This is a genomic window from Geodermatophilus sabuli (assembly GCF_010686765.1).
In the GTDB taxonomy this organism is placed as follows: Bacteria; Actinomycetota; Actinomycetes; order Mycobacteriales; family Geodermatophilaceae; genus Geodermatophilus; species Geodermatophilus sabuli_A.
In genome coordinates this window covers 20525-37279 of record NZ_JAAGWF010000025.1, presented here as the reverse complement: position 1 = coordinate 37279, position 16755 = coordinate 20525, and the positions used below count along the sequence as shown (strand labels likewise).

At 75.8% G+C, this 16755-nt stretch carries 19 protein-coding genes and 1 tRNA gene; 12 read left to right on the top strand and 8 right to left on the bottom strand.

All coding sequences use genetic code 11. The features are described from left to right. Window positions 1-12: 12 nt before the first annotated feature. Both GCU56_RS20030 and GCU56_RS20025 read right to left on the bottom strand, forming a co-directional pair. Entirely contained in the window at window positions 13-474 is a 462-nt protein-coding gene (locus GCU56_RS20030; RefSeq protein WP_163483595.1) for an FHA domain-containing protein FhaB/FipA, read from the bottom strand. Between the two features lie 90 nt (window positions 475-564). After that, on the bottom strand, window positions 565-1374 hold the full coding sequence (locus tag GCU56_RS20025) for an FhaA domain-containing protein (RefSeq protein WP_163483593.1): 810 nt from the start codon (window positions 1372-1374) through the stop codon (window positions 565-567). Between the two features lie 175 nt (window positions 1375-1549). Between GCU56_RS20025 and GCU56_RS20020 the strand changes: the two genes are divergently transcribed. Beyond that, window positions 1550-1632, top strand: a tRNA-Leu gene (locus tag GCU56_RS20020). A gap of 64 nt (window positions 1633-1696) precedes the next feature. On the opposite strand, the gene GCU56_RS20015 is transcribed toward GCU56_RS20020, so the two are convergent. From GCU56_RS20015 to GCU56_RS20005, 3 genes are all read right to left on the bottom strand, one after another. Beyond that, window positions 1697-2170: a DUF1707 SHOCT-like domain-containing protein gene (locus tag GCU56_RS20015; RefSeq protein ID WP_163483591.1), complete on the bottom strand. Its 474-nt coding sequence runs from the start codon at window positions 2168-2170 to the stop codon at window positions 1697-1699. A gap of 101 nt (window positions 2171-2271) precedes the next feature. After that, on the bottom strand, window positions 2272-2751 hold the full coding sequence (locus tag GCU56_RS20010) for a pyridoxamine 5'-phosphate oxidase family protein (protein WP_163483589.1): 480 nt from the start codon (window positions 2749-2751) through the stop codon (window positions 2272-2274). A 39-nt stretch (window positions 2752-2790) separates the two neighbouring features. Then, window positions 2791-3975 carry an acyl-CoA dehydrogenase family protein gene (locus GCU56_RS20005; RefSeq protein ID WP_163483587.1) on the bottom strand — a complete coding sequence of 395 codons (1185 nt, stop codon included), beginning with the start codon at window positions 3973-3975 and terminating at the stop codon, window positions 2791-2793. 76 nt (window positions 3976-4051) lie between these two features. On the opposite strand from GCU56_RS20005, the gene GCU56_RS20000 reads away from it, so the two are divergent. From GCU56_RS20000 to GCU56_RS19970, 7 genes are read left to right on the top strand one after another with little or no spacing between them, the layout of a single operon-like run. Beyond that, the gene (locus tag GCU56_RS20000) at window positions 4052-4651 is read left to right on the top strand and encodes a TetR/AcrR family transcriptional regulator (RefSeq protein ID WP_163483585.1); all 600 of its coding nucleotides are present in this window, start codon (window positions 4052-4054) and stop codon (window positions 4649-4651) included. Window positions 4652-4700: 49 nt separating this feature from the next. Continuing rightward, the gene (locus GCU56_RS19995; protein ID WP_163483584.1) at window positions 4701-5612 is read left to right on the top strand and encodes an aldose 1-epimerase family protein; all 912 of its coding nucleotides are present in this window, start codon (window positions 4701-4703) and stop codon (window positions 5610-5612) included. Further along, window positions 5613-6320, top strand: coding sequence for an MOSC N-terminal beta barrel domain-containing protein (locus GCU56_RS19990; protein ID WP_163483582.1), 708 nt, complete (start codon window positions 5613-5615; stop codon window positions 6318-6320). Window positions 6321-6329: 9 nt separating this feature from the next. Further along, window positions 6330-6554 (top strand): RNA-binding S4 domain-containing protein, encoded by a 225-nt coding sequence (locus tag GCU56_RS19985; RefSeq protein ID WP_163483580.1) that lies wholly within the window; start codon window positions 6330-6332, stop codon window positions 6552-6554. 28 nt (window positions 6555-6582) lie between these two features. Next, window positions 6583-8031 carry an RNB domain-containing ribonuclease gene (locus tag GCU56_RS19980; protein WP_345771963.1) on the top strand — a complete coding sequence of 483 codons (1449 nt, stop codon included), beginning with the start codon at window positions 6583-6585 and terminating at the stop codon, window positions 8029-8031. After that, window positions 8028-9218, top strand: coding sequence for a pyridoxal phosphate-dependent aminotransferase (locus tag GCU56_RS19975; protein ID WP_163483577.1), 1191 nt, complete (start codon window positions 8028-8030; stop codon window positions 9216-9218). Before GCU56_RS19980 ends, GCU56_RS19975 begins: the two co-directional genes overlap by 4 nt. Continuing rightward, window positions 9215-10024, top strand: a complete 810-nt coding sequence (locus tag GCU56_RS19970; RefSeq protein WP_163483575.1) for a nitrilase-related carbon-nitrogen hydrolase — start codon at window positions 9215-9217, stop codon at window positions 10022-10024. Before GCU56_RS19975 ends, GCU56_RS19970 begins: the two co-directional genes overlap by 4 nt. 14 nt (window positions 10025-10038) lie before the next feature. On the opposite strand, the gene GCU56_RS19965 is transcribed toward GCU56_RS19970, so the two are convergent. Continuing rightward, on the bottom strand, window positions 10039-10404 hold the full coding sequence (locus GCU56_RS19965) for a DsrE family protein (RefSeq protein ID WP_163483573.1): 366 nt from the start codon (window positions 10402-10404) through the stop codon (window positions 10039-10041). A 209-nt stretch (window positions 10405-10613) separates the two neighbouring features. Beyond that, window positions 10614-11561 carry a PRC and DUF2382 domain-containing protein gene (locus tag GCU56_RS19960; RefSeq protein ID WP_163483571.1) on the bottom strand — a complete coding sequence of 316 codons (948 nt, stop codon included), beginning with the start codon at window positions 11559-11561 and terminating at the stop codon, window positions 10614-10616. 132 nt (window positions 11562-11693) lie between these two features. Between GCU56_RS19960 and GCU56_RS19955 the strand changes: the two genes are divergently transcribed. Both GCU56_RS19955 and GCU56_RS19950 read left to right on the top strand, forming a co-directional pair. Beyond that, entirely contained in the window at window positions 11694-13283 is a 1590-nt protein-coding gene (locus GCU56_RS19955) for a CHAD domain-containing protein (protein ID WP_163483569.1), read from the top strand. Between the two features lie 214 nt (window positions 13284-13497). Beyond that, complete coding sequence (locus GCU56_RS19950) at window positions 13498-14625, top strand: metallophosphoesterase (RefSeq protein ID WP_239522611.1); 1128 nt, start codon at window positions 13498-13500, stop codon at window positions 14623-14625. Between the two features lie 18 nt (window positions 14626-14643). Here GCU56_RS19950 and GCU56_RS19945 read toward each other — a convergent pair whose 3' ends face one another. Then, the gene (locus GCU56_RS19945; protein ID WP_163483567.1) at window positions 14644-15222 is read right to left on the bottom strand and encodes a TetR family transcriptional regulator; all 579 of its coding nucleotides are present in this window, start codon (window positions 15220-15222) and stop codon (window positions 14644-14646) included. 165 nt (window positions 15223-15387) lie between these two features. On the opposite strand from GCU56_RS19945, the gene GCU56_RS19940 reads away from it, so the two are divergent. Together GCU56_RS19940 and GCU56_RS19935 are read left to right on the top strand one after the other, a co-directional pair. Then, complete coding sequence (locus GCU56_RS19940; RefSeq protein ID WP_345771962.1) at window positions 15388-16128, top strand: GntR family transcriptional regulator; 741 nt, start codon at window positions 15388-15390, stop codon at window positions 16126-16128. 94 nt (window positions 16129-16222) lie between these two features. Next, window positions 16223-16705: an SRPBCC family protein gene (locus tag GCU56_RS19935; protein WP_163483564.1), complete on the top strand. Its 483-nt coding sequence runs from the start codon at window positions 16223-16225 to the stop codon at window positions 16703-16705. Window positions 16706-16755 lie beyond the last annotated feature (50 nt).

Genomic DNA, 16755 nt, shown 5'->3' with positions numbered 1-16755 from the left:
GGGTGGACGTGGTCATGAACGCAGCTCCAGGGCCGTCTGGCCGATGCGGATCGGCTGGCCCGGGGACACGAGCAGCGGACCCTGGACGCGCTGCTGGTCCAGGTAGGTGCCGTTGGTCGAGCCGAGGTCCTCCACGTACCAGGTGCCGCCGCGGTTGGTCAGCCGGGCGTGCCGGGAGCTGGCGAAGTCGTCGGTCAGCACGAGGGTGGAGTCGTCGGCCCGGCCGATGAGGATGGGCTGGTCGCTCAGGGTGATCTTGGTGCCGGCCAGCGGGCCGGCGGTGACCACGAGCGTCCGGGGCCCACGGGTCTTCTTCTTGCCCGCCGCGGCGGCGCGGGGTGGGACCGACGACACCCGCCCGGCGCGGCCGCCGAACAGGTCGGCCCGGACCACGCGGAACGCGGCGAAGATGAACAGCCACAGGAGCAGCAGGAAGCCGAAGCGGAAGATCTGCAGCACGATCTCGGCGGTCATGACCCCGCCTCGCTGGCGCTCGTCGTCATCATGCCCGGCGGTGCTGTGTACCTGCGTGACCTCGCGAGCTCGGTCATCGACAGACCCGCCTCACGTGCCGTCCTGCCGGTAGACCAGCACGGAGTGGCCGATCCGGATGACGTCGCCGTCGGCGAGGGGCTGCCGGGTGATCCGCCGGCCGTTGACGAGGGTGCCGTTGGTGGAGCCGAGATCCTCGGCGGTGGCGGTGCCCCCGTCCAGCACGACGTCCACGTGCTTGCGGCTGACGCCGGTGTCGGGCAGCCGGATGTCGGCGTCGGTGCCGCGGCCGATCACGTTGCGCCCGGTGCTCAGCTCGTGGCGGGTGCCGGGGCCGTCCACGAGCAGCACGTGCGTGATCCCCGGCTTCGAGCCGGCCCGCCCGACGACCGACGAGGGCGACTGCCGTCCGGTGTCGGTGGCGACCCGGCCCCGCAGCGGGGGGAGCGGCGGCATCCCGCCGGTGGCCGGGGGGACGGCGAGGTCGTCGGCGCGCGTGCCCGGGCGGGCCGGGTCGGCGACGTGCGAGCTCACCTCGAACACCCCGGTGGGCAGGGCGTCGTCCCGCTCGAGGCGGACCTGCACCGCGTCGAAGACCTGGTAGCCCTCGTTCTCGACGTGCTCGGAGACCATGTCGGCGAGCTGGGCGGCCAGCTGCTCGGACCACTCGGCGAGGTGGTCGTAGTCGGTCGGGCCCAGTCGGACGTCGTACACGTTCGGGGCCAGCACCCGCCCCTCACCCAGCACGGAGCGCTGCTCGTCGGCCTCGCGGGTCAGCGCCTTGGCGATCTCGGCGGGGTGCACCTTGCCCTTGAAGAGGCGGGCGAAGGCCAGCCCGACCATCCCCTCCAGCCGCCGCTCGAAGCGCTGCAGCACACCCACAGTCGCTCCCTCGCACTCGCCCGGACGTCCGATCTGCCACCGTTGATCGTAGCCGGGTGCGCAGCCGGGGACCGGCCAGCGACGCACCCGGGCCGGGCGCGGCGACCCCCCCGGCGCCGGGGCAGCACCCTCTCCAGGTGGCCGGCCGGGTGGCTGCTACTGTCGTGCCTCGCCAGGGCAAGTGGCGGAATGGCAGACGCGCACGGTTCAGGTCCGTGTGTCCGAAAGGACGTGGGGGTTCAACTCCCCCCTTGCCCACCCCAGCGCCGAGCCGGTCCCTCGCGGGACCGGCTCGGTGCGTCTCGCGGGACCTCGCCCGCTCTCAGGTCAGCCGGCGCTGCTGACCGTCGTCGTCCCTCCGCGTGAGCGACTGGGCAGCGAGCACCGCTCCCCACGGCCCGATCACCCAGACCGGCCAGGGGTAGAGCAGCTCGGCGGAGGCGATGCACGTCGTGATCCAGATCGCCAGGACGATCACCGCCGTGAACGCCCAGTTCCGCCAGGCCGCGGCGCGGGTCGGCCCACCGCTCCAGCCGCCGTGCCGGGCCGCCGCGGAGTGTGCGCCCGAGGCGGCGGCCTCGGCGGCCGGTCCGGGGCTCCGCGGCTGGAGAACTCCGGCCGGAGGCAGGTCGGCGGTGAGTTCGGCCAGCTCGCCGTAGGTACGGGCCGCGTAGGCACGGGCCAGCCGCTCGTCGTACTCCACGACGGTCAGCCGGCCGGCGGACATGTGCTCACCGAGTTGGGCGGCGACCGCCGCGCGGTCGGCGTCGGCGGCGCGCAGGTGCGGCTCGGGCATCGGGTGACCCTCCAGGTTCCGGGGGCCCCAGTCTCGTCCGCGACGGAGGGGGCGGTCCACTGACGGACGTCACGGGTTCCACGTGGAACCGCAGCCGCCGATCAGGTCCGTTCGGTCCGGGTGAGACCGCGGCCGGGGCGCCAGGAGGAGATCACCAGCGCCGTCTTGTCGTCGTTCAGCGCGACGAGGACGACCTGGTCGAGGTCCACCCGGAACAGGTCGAAGGCACCCAGTTCGTCGGGCACCCCCGCCGCCGCCTTGTAGCGCCTCCACTCCTCCCCGGTGGTGACCTCGATGGCCCGCCCGGAGAGTTTCGCGTCGGCGTCGAACGTGTCGGGATCGGCGCTGCCGCCGTGCAGCGCGAAGCGCGGGTCCCGCCGCAGGTCGGCGAACTTGACCGACTCCGGCATGCCGGCCAGCCACGGCTCGCCGGCCACGAACTGCATCTCGATGCCGCTCACCCGCGGTGAGCCGTCGGCCCGGAGGGTGGCCAGGACCTTGTGCCGGTGGGCGTCGAACGCCGCCCGCACCCGGGTGGCGAACTCCGGCTCGGCTGCTTCCACGTCGGCGAACGAGGCCATGCGGGGATGGTGCCCCCGGCCGCTGACGTTTCGGGGGGATCAGCCCGCGGCGGGTGCGGCCTCCTGGGCCAGGTGCCGGCCGATGACCATGCGCTGGATCTGGTTGGTCCCCTCGAAGATCTGCATGACCTTCGCCTCCCGCATGTATCGCTCGGCCGGGTGGTCACGGGTGTAGCCGGCTCCGCCCAGCACCTGGACGGCGTCGGTGGTGACCGCCATGGCGGCGTCGGTGGCGACCAGTTTGGCGATGCTGGCCTGGCGGGCGTAGGGCTTGCCGGCGTCCTTGCGGCGGGCGGCGACGAGGTACGTGGCCCGCGCGGACTCCACGGCGGCGGCCATGTCGGCGAGCAGGAACGCCACACCCTGGTGGTCGACGATGCGCTTGCCGAACGCCTCGCGCTCCAGGGCGTACGCGACGGCGACGTCGAGGGCCGACTGCGCCAGCCCGACCGCGACCGCGCTCACGCCCAGCCGACCGGAGTCCAGCGCCGCCAGTGCGATGCCCAGGCCCCGGCCGGGCTCGCCCACCAGCCGGTCGGCCGGCACGGGGACGTCGTCGAGCCGGATGGCGGCGGTCGTGGACCCGGTCATCCCCATCTTCTCCTCGGGGCGGGCGGCGGAGAAGCCGGGCAGGTCGGGGGTCAGGTGGAAGCAGGAGATGTCGTTCCTGCCCCCGTCCCCTGCCGCACCGGGGCCGGCCGGCGTCCGGAGGAACGTCGCGTAGAAGTCCGCCTGCCCTCCGTGGGTGACCCACGCCTTCTCACCGGCGGCGACCCAGCCGTCGTCGGCGGCCCTGGCGGTGGCCCGCATGGCACCCGGGTCGGAGCCGGCGTGCGCCTCCGACAGGCAGTAGGCGCCCAGCAGCCGCCCCCCGACCATCTCGGGCAGCAGGTCCCGGCGCTGCGCGTCGGACCCGAACCGGTCGACCGGGAAGCAGGAGAGGGTGTGCACGCTGACGCCCAGGGCGACGCTGGCCCAGCGGGCGGCCAGCTCTTCGACCACCTGCAGGTAGACCTCGTGGGGCTGGCCGCCGCCGCCGACGTCCTCGCCGAAGGGCAGCCCCAGCAGGCCGGCGTCCCCGAGGGTGCGGAACACCTCGCGGGGGAACCGCTCCTCGCGCTCGTAGCGCGCCGCCCGCGGTGCGAGCTCCGCGTCGGCGATCTCCCGGGTCAGGGCGAGGAGGTCGGCGGCCTCGGGGGTGGGCAGTTCGCGGTCGACCGGCACGGGGTCCCCTCCGTCGTGGACAGTACTGTGGACGGTACGCCAGTACCGTCTTGCGTCCAGTCCGGCCGGAGGTGGCATGACGACGACAGTTCCGCCCGCGGACGCCGGGGGCGCCGCGCTGACCCGGCGGCAGGCCGAGTTGCTCGACCAGCTGCAGGCGCTCTTCCTGTCCGAGGGCTTCGCCCGGTTCACCCTCGATGACCTCGCCGTCCGGCTGCACTGCTCCAAGAGCACCCTCTACGCGCTCGCCGGCAGCAAGGAACAGCTGGCCGCGCGGGTGATCCGGCACTTCTTCCGCACGGCGACCGCCGAGGTCGAGGCCGGGACGGCGACCGAGGACGACCCCGCCCTGCGGGTCACCGCCTACCTCACCGCCGTCGCCCGGGCGCTGGCGCCGGCCGGGTCCGCGTTCCACCGTGACCTGGACTCCTTCCCGCCCGGACGGGCGGTGTACGAGCGCAACACCGCGCTGGCCGCCGACCGGGTGCGCGAGCTGATCGCCGAGGGGGTGACACGGGGCCGCTTCCGGGTGGTGCACCCGGCGCTGGTGGCTGACACGGTGAGCACCCTGATGGCCCGCATCGGCCGGGGGGACACCGCGCGGGCCACCGGGCTCGACGACGCGACCGCCTACCGGGAGCTGGCCGGGCTCCTGCTGCACGGCATCACCCGCTGAGCCCCGCCGGGACCGCACGGCCGCCGGCCGGGTGTGGTGGGGTGGCGGCATGAGCGGTGCGTGGCCGGCCACCGAGCCGGGCGAGGTGGAGCTGAGCGCGGGGGAGGCGCGGCTCGCCGTCGACCTCCGGGGTGGTGGCCCGCGGGCGCTCACCGTGGGCAGTCGGCAGGTCCTGGACGGCTACCCGGCCGGCACGGTGCCGGCCGGCCGGCGTGGCGGGGTGCTGCTGCCCTGGCCCAACCGGCTGCGCGACGGGCGGTGGAGCTGGCACGGCCGCGACCTCCAGCTCGACGTCGCCTCGCCGGACTCGCCCACGGCGAACCACGGCCTGGTGTCCTGGCTGCGCTGGAGCGTCCTCGACGGCACCGACGCCGCCGCCACCGTCGGGGCCGTCGTCGAGCCGCGGCCCGGCTACCCGTTCCGGCTGGCCGCCGCGGTCGACTACGCGCTGCGGCCCGACCGGCTGTCGGTCACCGTGCGCGTCCGCAACGCGGGCGGGTCCCCGGCGCCGTTCGGGGCGGGGATGCACCCCTACCTGGCCGTCGGCGCACGGGAGGACGGCGGCATCGGCGAGGCGGAGCTCGACCTCCCGGCCCGCACCGAGCTCGACGTCGACGGCGGCCTGCCCACCGGGCAGCGGCGTCCCTTCGACGGTGCGGTGGGACGGATCGGCGACCGCGCCCTCGACGTCCCGCTCACCGACCTCGACCGCGACCCCGACGGCTGGGCGCGGGTGCGGCTGCGCGGCCCGGCGGGCGCCCTGGAGCTGGCGGTCGACCGCTCGTGGCCCTGGCTGCAGGCCTACAGCGGGGACACCCTGCCCACGGGGCAGCGGCGGCGGAGCCTCGCGGTCGAGCCGATGACCTGCCCGCCGAACGCGCTCGCCGACGGGGCGGACCTGGTCGTGCTCGAACCCGGCGCCGACTGGGCGGGCACCTGGACCCTGAGCTGGGAGGCGTGAGTGCGGATCGCCGAGCTGTGGCGGTACCCGGTGAAGTCGCTGCAGGGCGAGCAGGTCGGGGCGGTGGAGGTCGAGGCGCAGGGCCTGGTCGGTGACCGCCGGTGGGCGCTGTTCGACGTCGCCACCGGGTTCGGGCTGACCGCCCGCCGGGCGCCCGACCTGCTCTTCGGCGCCGGCCGGTTGCGACCCGACGGTCAGGTGGAGGTGGTGTTGCCGGACGGGTCCGTCACGGCCGACGACGCCGTCCTCTCCGCCTGGCTCGGCAGGCAGGTGGAGCTGCGCCGGGCGGCCGACGAGGCGCCGCGGTACGAGATCCACGAGGACGACGAGGAGGTCGCCGGGAGCTGGCGCAGCTTCCGGGGCGCCGGCGGGGCGTTCCACGACAGCGGCCGGGCCCGCGTCACCCTGGTGTCGACCGGCACCCTCGGCGACTGGGACCGGCGGCGGTTCCGCGCCAACGTCGTCCTCGCCGGGGCGGGGGAGGACGCGCTGGTCGGCTCCCGGGTCCAGCTCGGCGGCGTGCTCCTGGACGTCGGGATGCAGGTCTCCCGGTGCGTCATGGTGACCCGCCCCCAGCCCGGCGGCGTCGACCGGGACACCGGTGTGCTGCGGACCATCCACCGACAGCGCGAGGGCACGCTCGCGGTCGGCGCCCTGGTGGCCCGGCCGGGGACGATCGCGGTGGGCGACGAGCTGCTGGAGCTCTGAGCGGGGAGGATGCCAGCCGTGCGCACCGTCGAGATCCGCCCGGGCGAGGAGTCGATCCGGCTGGGGCAGCTGCTCAAGCTGGTCGACGCCGTGCCGACCGGCGCCCAGGTGAAGGACGTCCTGCTGTCCGGCGACGTCCGGGTCAACGGCGAGCCCGAGGAGCGGCGCGGCCGGCAGCTCCGCCGGGGGGACGTCGTCGCGATCGAGGGCCAGGAAGACGTGCGCATCCGGTGAGCTCTCCGTGGAACGCGGGTCGCCCCCGGTGAGTGGGTCGGAGCCCGCCCGTCCCCGGGTGCGGGTGCCGCGGTGGCCGGCACCGGCGCCGTCCGCGCCCGACTTCGCCGCCGTCCGTGCCGAGTTCCGGGTCCCCGACGAGTTCCCGGTCGCGGCGCTGGCCGAGGCCGACGCGCTGGCCGCCGCTCCCCCGCTGCCCGAGCTGGACGCCGCCGACGTCCCGCTGGTGACCGTCGACCCCGAGGGCAGCCGCGACCTCGACCAGGCCGTGCACCTCGCGGCCCGCGGCGCCGGGTTCCGGGTGACCTACGCGATCGCCGACGTCGCCGCCGTCGTCGCCCTCGGCAGCGCGCTCGACGCCGAGGCCCGCCGCCGCGGGCAGACGCTCTACACCCCCGACCGGCGGGTGCCGCTGCACCCGCCGGTGCTGAGCGAGGGTGCGGCCAGCCTGCTGCCGGGGCAGCTGCGCGCGGCCGCCGTCTGGACCATCGACCTCGACGCCGACGGCGAGGTGGCGGGGGTCGACGTCCGCCGGGCGCGGGTGCGCAGCCGGGCCCAGCTGGCCTACCCCGCCGTCCAGGAGCAGGTGGAGCGGGGCACGTTGCCCGAGCCGCTGGCCCTCCTGCCGCGGATCGGTGCGCTGCTGCGCGAGCGGGCCGCCGAGCGCGGCGCCATCGAGCTCGGCACACCCGACCAGCAGGTCGAGCGGGCCGCCGACGGCACCTGGACCCTCGTCAACCGCCAGGACCTGCCGGTCGAGACCTGGAACGCGGAGATCTCCCTGCTCACCGGCCGCTGCGCCGCCGCGCTCATGCTGGCGGGCGGCATCGGCGTGCTGCGCACCCTCCCCCCGGCCCGCACCGAGGACGTCGACCGGCTGCGCCGGCTGGCCCCGGCGCTGGGCGTCGACTGGCCCGAGGGAGCCGGTCCGGGCGCCGTGCTCGCCGGCCTGGACGTCGCGGACCCGCGGGCCGCCGCCTTCCTCGACGAGGCCGCCACCCTTCTGCGCGGCGCGGCCTACACGCCCTTCGACGGCGCCCTGCCGGAGCAGCCCGGCCACGGCGGGGTCGGGGCGCCCTACGCGCACGTGACCGCGCCGCTGCGCCGGCTGGTCGACCGCTTCGGCACCGAGGTCTGCCTGGCGCTGGCCGCCGGCCGCACCCCGGACGACGGCATCCGGGCCGCCCTCCCGCTGCTGCCGGGGCTGATGACCGAGTCCGACCGCCGCACCCGCGAGGTGGAGCGGGCCGTCGTCGACGTCACCGAGGCCTGGCTGCTCTCCGGGCGCGAGGACCAGGTGTTCTCCGCCGTCGTGGTCGACGCGGACGACGCGCGGGGGACCGTCGTCCTCGACGACCCGGCCGTCCGCGCCCGCTGCACCGGTGCGGGCCTGCGACCGGGCACCCGGGTGCGGGTCCGGCTCGAGGTCGCCGACGTGGCGTCCCGCACCGTCTCGTTCCGGCTGGAGGCACCGTGACCCGAGCGCCGTACCTGTCCTCCCGGCTGCAGGGCTTCGGGACGACCATCTTCGCCGAGATGAGCGCCCTGGCCGTCGCCACCGGGTCGATCAACCTCGGCCAGGGGTTCCCCGACTACCCCGGCCCGCCCGAGGTGCTCGAGGTCGCCCGGGCCGCCATCGGCACCGCGGCCGACCAGTACCCGCCCGGGCCCGGCATCCCGGAGCTGCGCGCGGCGGTGGCCGAGCACGTGCAGCGCTTCGGCGGCCACGCCTACGACCCCGACACCGAGGTCCTGGTCACGGCCGGGGCGACCGAGGCGCTGGCCGGCGCCCTCCTGGCCCTGCTCGAACCCGGGGACGAGGTGGTGCTCTTCGAGCCGATGTACGACAGCTACGCGGCGGGCATCGCGATGGCCGGCGGGGTGGCCCGGCCGGTGCCCCTGCGGCCCCCGGCGTCCGGCGCCGGACCCTGGACGTTCGATCCCGCCGAGCTGCGCGCCGCCGTCACCCCCCGCACCCGGATGCTGGTGCTCAACACCCCGCACAACCCCACCGGCAAGGTCTTCACCCGCGCCGAGCTCGGCGTCCTGGCGGCGCTGGTCATGGAGCACGAGCTGCTGGTGCTCGCCGACGAGGTGTACGAGCACCTGGTGTTCGGCGGGGCGCGGCACGCCTCCATCGCCACGGTGCCGGGCCTGCGGGAGCGCACCCTCGTGGTCAGCAGTGCCGGCAAGACGTTCAACGTGACCGGCTGGAAGGTCGGCTGGATCTGCGGTCCGGCGCCCCTGGTCTCCGCCGTCCGCACCGCCAAGCAGTTCCTCACCTACGTCAACGCCGGGCCCTTCCAGCCGGCGGTCGCCGCCGGGCTGCGGCTGCCCGACGAGTACTTCGCCGGGATCGCCCGCGACCTCGAGTACCGCCGCGACGTGCTGGTGCGGGGGCTGACCGACGCGGGGCTCCCGGTGGTCAGCCCGGAGGCCACCTACTTCGCCACGGTCGACGTCCGGCCGGTGCAGCCCGACGGGGACGGCGTCGCCTTCTGCCGCGCGCTGCCCGAGCGCGCGGGGGTGGTGGGGATCCCGACGGTGGTCTTCTACGACCCGGCGCACGCGCACCTGGGCCGGCACCTGGTCCGCTTCGCGTTCTGCAAGGGGGACGCGGTGCTCGGCGAGGCGGTGCAGAGGCTGGGGAGGATGACGGCGTGAGGATCGCAGCGGTGCAGCACGACATCGTCTGGGAGGACCGGGCGGCGAACTTCGACCGGCTCGCCCCCCAGGTGGCCCGGGCCGTCGGTGCCGGCGCCGACCTGGTGCTGCTGAGCGAGACGTTCTCGACCGGCTTCTCGATGACGCCGGGCATCGGCGAACCCGAGGGCGGCCCCTCCTCCCGGTTCCTGCAGGAGCAGGCCGGCCGGCACGGCGTGTGGGTGGCCGGCAGCTGCCCGGAGATCGCGCCGGACACCGGTGGGGCGGGCGGGGGAGCCGCGGACCTGCCCTACAACTGCCTGGTGCTGGCCGGGCCCGACGGCGAGGTGCACCGCTACCGGAAGCTGCACCCGTTCACCCACGGCGGCGAGCACGAGCGCTTCCGCGCGGGCGACGGGCCGGTGACCGTCGAGATCGGTGGCCTCCGGATCACGCCGTTCATCTGCTACGACCTGCGCTTCGCCGACGTCTTCTGGTCCGCCGCCCCGGACACCGACGTCTACCTCGTGACGGCGAACTGGCCGGCCGCGCGCCGCCTGCACTGGCAGACCCTGCTGCGCGCGCGGGCCATCGAGAACCAGGCCTACGTCGTCGGCTGCAACCGGGTGGGCGCCGCCGGCGACGGCACCGAGCACGCCGGGGACAGCGCCGTGGTCAGCCCGATGGGCGAGCTGCTGGCGACCGCGGCCGGGGGCGAGACGATCGTTCTGGCCGACGTCGACCCGGGCGAGGTGGCCGCGACCCGTGACCGGCTGCGGTTCCTCCCCGACCGGCGGAGGGGGCCGGGCCTGCCCGACCGCCGCTGACCCGTGCGGGCGGGTCAGTAGCTGAAGGTGACCGCGTTGTCGTCGCCGATCCACTGCCACATGGGGACGGTGCCGCCGAGCTCGGCGCCCGGGATGAGGTCACCCTTGTCCAGGCCCTTGGCGTCGAAGCAGATGGGGCAGACGAGGTAGCGGCCGCCGGCGGCCGCGTAGCGGTCCAGGAGCGAGGGCAGCGGCGGGCAGCCCTCGCACGCCGTGCCGACGGCCACGCCGTCGAGCGCGAGCCGGACCGCCTCCTTGGTCAGGAACACCAACGTCTCGCGGCCCTGCTCGGCGGCCCCGACGGCGACGAGGAAGGCCACGGTGACCTTCTCCGCGTCCTCGAGTCCGGTGGTCAGGCTGATGACGGCCTTGTTCGCCATGTCGCGCGTCCTCCGACGGTGCCGGCGGCGCGGCGGTTCGCGCCGCCGGAGGCAGTACGACCGATCCCGGCCGACTTCGGAACGGAGCCGGGAACGCGACCGCGCCGCCTCGGGCGCGCCGTACACCGGGACAGGGCGCGTGGACACGGTGCGCGATCGGCCACCGGTGGTGCGGCGCAGGCCGGGGCCCGACCCGGCCCGCGCCGGGGTCACCGCTGCCCGCGGCGGTCCTCGTCGACGACGATCTGCTCGCGCTGCACCTGTTCGGTGATCTGTTCCTGGCCGGTGACCACGTCGGTGCGCAGCCGCACGCGTTCCACCGGCACGACCTCGACGGAGACCACGGGCCGCTCGGCGTGCAGCACGATCTCCTCCGGCAGGCCGGCGCCGGCCACGCCTCCCACGGGGGTGCCGGTGCCCGGGGTGCCGGTGCCCGGGGTGCCGACCGGCGTGTCCGTGGCCGAGCCGGTCGTCGTGAGCGACTCACCGGGGCCGGCATCGGGGGCGTCGAGCGGCACCTCCTCCAGCCGGACCTCCTCGCGGCGGATCGGCACGGTGATCGTCACCTCCTCGGTGACCACGTACTTCACCAGCCGGGCGCGCGTGGTGGCCACCCGCTCGGTGCCCACGCGCAACTGCTCCTCGCTGCGCACCATCCCGCCGTCGGCGGGCCGCGCGGGCACGGCCGCAGCCGCGGCAGTGGTGCCCGGCGTCCCGGCCGCGCTCACCTCGACGGTGTCGGTGTCGCCGGCCGGCCGGGGGTCGCCGAACCGCGCGCCGTCGTCCCGGATCTCGGCGTCCGCCGTCCCCTGGGACGCGGCGGCGGCCGGGGCGGCAGGGCCCACACCGGTGTCCAGGCCGTAGTGCCGGCGCAGCGCCGCCTCGTCCTCGGGGTCGAGGTGCTCGTCGGAGACGGCCGGCGCGCTGCGCACGGCTTCCTTGGTCACCGGCAGCCGCAGCGCGCCGTCGGCGAACGTGGCCTCGCCGGCGGGGACCACGGAGTGGCGGGTGCCGAACAGGCCGGTGGACACCGCGGCCCAGGTCGGGGCACCGGTGCGGTCGTCGGTGAAGAAGTGCTCGACGGTGCCGATCTTCTCGCCATCGGGCCCGTAGGCGGTGCTGCCGATCGCGGCGGACAGTTCTCGTTGATCCAGCATGAGGTGGGCTCCCTCCTCCGGGAGCCCCTGACGGGACTCCGCTCCTGGTGGGCGTGCCCAGCGGAGCACCCCGGCGAACATCGGCGACGCCCACCGAGCGTGACCGGCCACCGCCGCCCTACCGTGACGCGGGTGACCACCGAGCACCTGGAGATCGAGCGGAAGTTCGAGGCCGAGGACTCCTTCGCCCTCCCCGACCTCGGTGCGGCCGACGGTGTCGCGGCGGTCGACGCGCCCGAGGAGCAGACGCTCGAGGCCACCTACTACGACACCCCCGACCTGCGCCTGCTGCGCTCGCGGGTCACCCTGCGTCGCCGGACCGGCGGCACCGACGCCGGCTGGCACGTGAAGCTCCCGGCCTCGGCCGGCGCCCGCCGCGAGCTGCACCAGCCACCCGGTCGCGCCACCCGAGCGGTGCCGAAGGCCGTGACGGCCCCCGTGCTCGGCCTCCTGGGCACCGCCGTCCCCGAGCCGGTCGCCACGCTCCGCACCCGCCGCGTCGTGCACCGTCTGCGCGGTGCGGACGGCCGGGTGCTGGCGGAGGTGGCCGACGACGTCGTCCTCGGCACGGCGCTGGCGCAGAGCCCGGGGGAGCCCGCCACGGTGACCAGCTGGCGCGAGGTGGAGGTCGAGCTGGTCGACGGGGACGAGGCGCTGCTCGAGGCCGTCGCCGGCCGGCTGGTCGCCGCCGGTGCACGGGTGTCGGCGTCGCCGTCGAAGGTCGGCCGGGTGCTCGACAGGCGGCTGGCCGCGGTGCCCGCCCCGGCCACCGCGCCGGGGGCGGGTGGTGGGGAGGAGAAGACGAAGAAGAAGAAGGGCAGGAAGGCCGCGGCCCGGACGGCGACGGCCGGGGACGTCGTCCTCGGGGCCCTGGCCGGGCAGGTGACCGCGCTGCGGGACGCCGACGTCGCCGTCCGTACCGAGCAGGCCGAGGGTGTGCACGACCTGCGGGTGGCCTGCCGCCGGATCCGCAGCATCCTCGCCGCCTTCCGCCCGGTGCTCGACCGCGAGCGGACCGACCCGCTGCGCGACGAGCTGCGCTGGGTGGGGGCCGAGCTCTCCGGCGCCCGGGACGGCGAGGTCGCGCTGGAGCACCTCCGCGCGCTCGTCGCCGCCCAGCCGGTGGAGCTCGTCCTCGGGCCGGTGGCCGCCCGGCTGCAGCAGGCGGAGGTGGTGGACCACCGGGACGGCGCCCGCCGGGTGACGCGCACCCTGACCAGCCCTCGCTACCTCGCGCTGCTCGACGCCCTGGCGGCGCTGCTGGCCGAGCCCCCGCTCGCCGAGTCCGCCGCCGCGCCGGCGCCCGCCGTGCTCGCCGCCGCAGTCAGGCACGGCGGGAAGCGGCTGCGCCGCACGATCGAGGCGGCCCGCGAGGCCGAGGGCGAGGCCCGGCACGCGAGGCTGCACGACGTCCGCAAGGCCGCCAAGCGGGTGCGTTACACCGCGGAGGTCGCCGAGGCCGCCGTCGGCTCCGCGGCGACGGCCCTCGTGGCGTGCACCAAGGACGTCCAGGAGGCGCTCGGCGCCGCCCAGGACACCGTGGTGACCCGCCAGTACGCCACCCGGCTCGGCCTCGCCGCCTTCGCCGCGGGGGAGAACGCCTGGACCTTCGGCCGCCTGCACGGCCTGGAGGAGGGCCGCGCCGAGCGGTCGGAGGCGGAGTTCTGGGCGCTGGAACCGGCGCTGCGGCGCGCGGTCGGGAAGGTGGCCCGGCTAGCCTGACGGAGGGCCTGCTCCAGCCGGCCTCCTTGCAGGGGCCCGCCGCGAGCCTGCGGGTGGTGGGGGCGGGGAGGTCCTTCCGCTGTCCGTCATCGCCCTGCTGGGGTTCGGCACCGTCGTCCTGCTGGCCACGCTGATCCTGCACGGCTACCTGTGGTGGCGGCTGGTCCGCAACACCACCGACCGCGGCCGGACGCGCCGCCGGCTGACCCTCCTGATGGTGCCCCTGACGCTGCTGCCGGCGGCGGCGGTGGTCCTCCGCCGGGAGGTCTCCCCGGCCACCACCGCCCTCAGCTGGGTCGGGTTCACCTGGCTGGGCATCGCGTTCTACCTGTTCCTCGCCCTGCTCGCGCTCGAGCCGGTCCGCCTGCTGATCCGGCTCGCCGGCAGGCGCGGCACCCGGGAGCGCGGCGGCACCGGCGAGGACGGCGACACCCGGGAGGTCGCCGGCACCCGGGCGGACGGCTCCGTCCGGGTCGCCGCCGCGCCCGAGCGCGTCGAGGACCCCTCCCGGCGGCTGCTGCTGGCCCGCGGCCTCGCGGTCACGGCCGGCGCGGTCGCGCTGAGCACGGCCGGCACCGGGGCCTACCTCGCGAACGCCGCGCCCGTCGTCCGCCGGGTGCCCGTCACCCTGCCCGGGCTCGACCCCGCCCTGGCCGGCCTGCGCATCGTCACCTTCTCCGACGGTCACCTGTCCTCGATGTACGGCGGACGGCGGTTCGAACGGCTCGTGGAGACGGTCAACGCCCAGCGGCCGGACGTCGTGGCCATCGTCGGCGACCTGGTCGACGGCGACGTCGCCGAGCTGCGCGACGAGGCGGCACCCCTGGCCGACCTGGTGAGCGACCAGGGCGTCTTCTTCGTCACCGGCAACCACGAGTACTTCGTGGACACCGACGCCTGGCTGCGGCACCTGCCGACCCTGGGCGTGCAGGTGCTGCGCAACGAGCGGGTGCCGATCAGCCGCGGCGGTGCCTCCTTCGACCTGGCGGGCATCGACGACCGGACGGCGGAGCGCTCGGGCCTGCCCGGCCACGGCGCCGACCTCGACGCGGCGCTGGACGGCCGGGACGACGCCGTCCCGGTGGTGCTCATGGCCCACCAGCCGGTGCAGGTCGAGCAGGCCCGCGCCGCGGGCGTGCAGCTGCAGCTCTCCGGCCACACCCACGGCGGGCAGCTGTGGCCCTTCGACTACGCCATCCGCCTCGACCAGCCGGCCGTGGAGGGGCTGTCCCGCTTCGGCGACACCCAGCTCTACGTCACCAGCGGCGCCGGCTTCTGGGGGCCGCCGATGCGCGTCGGTGCCCGGCCCGAGGTCACCGTGGTGGAGCTGCGGGCGCCGTGAGCCCGGCGGCGCTCGGACCTACAGCCCGCGCAGCACCGCGAGGATCTCGTCGGTGACCTCCGCGAGGGACTCGTCCCCGCCGGACTCGACCCACCGCAGCAGGGCCTCGGTGTAGGCGGAGAAGGTGGCGGTCACCACCACCCGCGCGGCGGACGGGGCGCCGCCCCCGGACTCCGCGCCCAGTGCGGTCAGCACCATCTCCGCGGTCATCCGTTCGAACTCCGCGGCACGCCGGCGCAGGTGCGGGGTGCCGGCCACGATCCGCCAGCGGGTGAGGACGTCCGCGCGCGCTCCGGGCCCCAGGTCGGCCAGGAAGGCGAGGATCATGCCGCGCATCCGGTCGGCGAGCGGGAGGTCGACCGGCTGGGCGCGCAGCAGTTCGGCGAGCTGCTCCTGCGGGGGGACCGCCATGATCAGGTGGTCCTTGCTGGGGAAGTGGTCGTAGAACGTCGGCACCGACACCCGGGAGGCGGCCGCGATGTGGGCCACGGTGACCGACTCGTACCCCTGCTCCTGGAACAGCCGCATGGCCGCGAGGTAGATGCGCCGGTGGGTGTCCGCACGCCGGCGGGCCCGGTGGTCCTGCGGCTCGCTCACGGGTCCCCATCCTGCGATGGCCGGGCCCGCGCAGCTGCGGGGGCCCGACGGTGGTGTTGCTCTCAACGATCGCACCCAGTGATCGGCGTCACCACACGGGGTCCCGGCCGGACGAGACAGACGTCTCAGATGACCAGACGTCTGCACAGCCAGTACCTTTGGGCCGTGACCAGTGCCGTGGCGGGGCCGAAGTACCTGTCGGTCCGGGAGCACCTGCGCCGCCGGGTGTCCGCGCTGCCCGAGCACACCCTCCTGCCGCCCGAGCCGGTGCTGTGCGCCGAGTACGGGGTCAGCCGGATCACCCTGCGGCGGGCGGTCGACGGCCTGGTCGCCGACGGCCACCTGGTCCGCGAGCAGGGCCGGGGCACCTTCGTCACCCGTCCGGCCATCCGGCACGAGTACCGCGAGAGCTTCGTGCACCGCATCGCCGGCTTCAACTCGGTGATGACCGAGCAGGGCGCCCAGGTCGGCACCTCCGTGCTCACCCAGCGGGTCGTCCCGGTGCAGCCGCCCGTCGCCGCCGAGCTGGGGCTCGAACCCGCCGACGACGTGGTGGAACTGGTGCGATTGCGCAGCGTGGACGGCACCCCGAACCACGTGGCGCACAGCTTCCTGCCGGCCGCCACCTACCCCGGGGCGGCCGAGGAGGACTTCACCCACGGGTCGCTCTACGACTACCTCCGGCGGGAGTACTCCGCCGACCTCGCGCACGCCCGGATCGTCGTCGACGTCGGGACGGCGGCGCCCGAGGAGGCCGACCTGCTGGGGGTGGTCGCGGGCTCGCCGCTGCTCGTCGTCCGGACGACGGTCCACGACAGCGACGGGCGGCCGCAGGTGCACAGCTTCTCGCGGCTGCGTCCCGACGTCAGCCAGGTCGAGTTCGAGGTGTCGGTCGGCGGTCGCTGAGCGCGCCGTCGTCCCGCAGGGTCGCCGCGGGCCCCGGGGGCGTGGCCGGCGCCGACTACCGTCGGGGCTCCGTCGTCCCACCCCCGGAGGTCCCGTGCCCCAGCCGGTCACCGTCAGCGGCGCCCGCGAGGTGCCCTACGACCGGGCCCGGGTGTGGCGCGCGCTCGCTGTCCTGGCGCCGTACTGCGCCGTCTGCGACGTGTCCTACGTCGTGGAGGGGTCCGGTTCCCCGCGCCGTGGCACGCGGTTCCGGTGCGTTCCCGGCCGGCTCGACGACGGCGCCCAGCCGCCGGCCGGTGCACCGCAGGGGGAGATCGTCGAGTGGGAGCCCCGCCGCCGGGTCACCACCCGCCTGGAGCTCACCCCCGAGGTCTGGACGACGACGATCGAGCTCGCCGATGCCGGACCGGCCGGCACCCGGGTGGAGATCACCGTCACCCACGAGGCCCGCAGCGGCGGCAGGTTGCTCCAGCGGGTGATGCGCAACAGCGTCCGGCAGATGGTCGCCCGGACCGTCGACGGGGAGCTGGCGAAGCTGACCCAGCACGTCGAGCAGGTACCCGCGGGCGGAGTGTGACGTCACCCGATCCGGGGACCCCGAGGTGTGTCCTGGTGATCTTGGGGTAT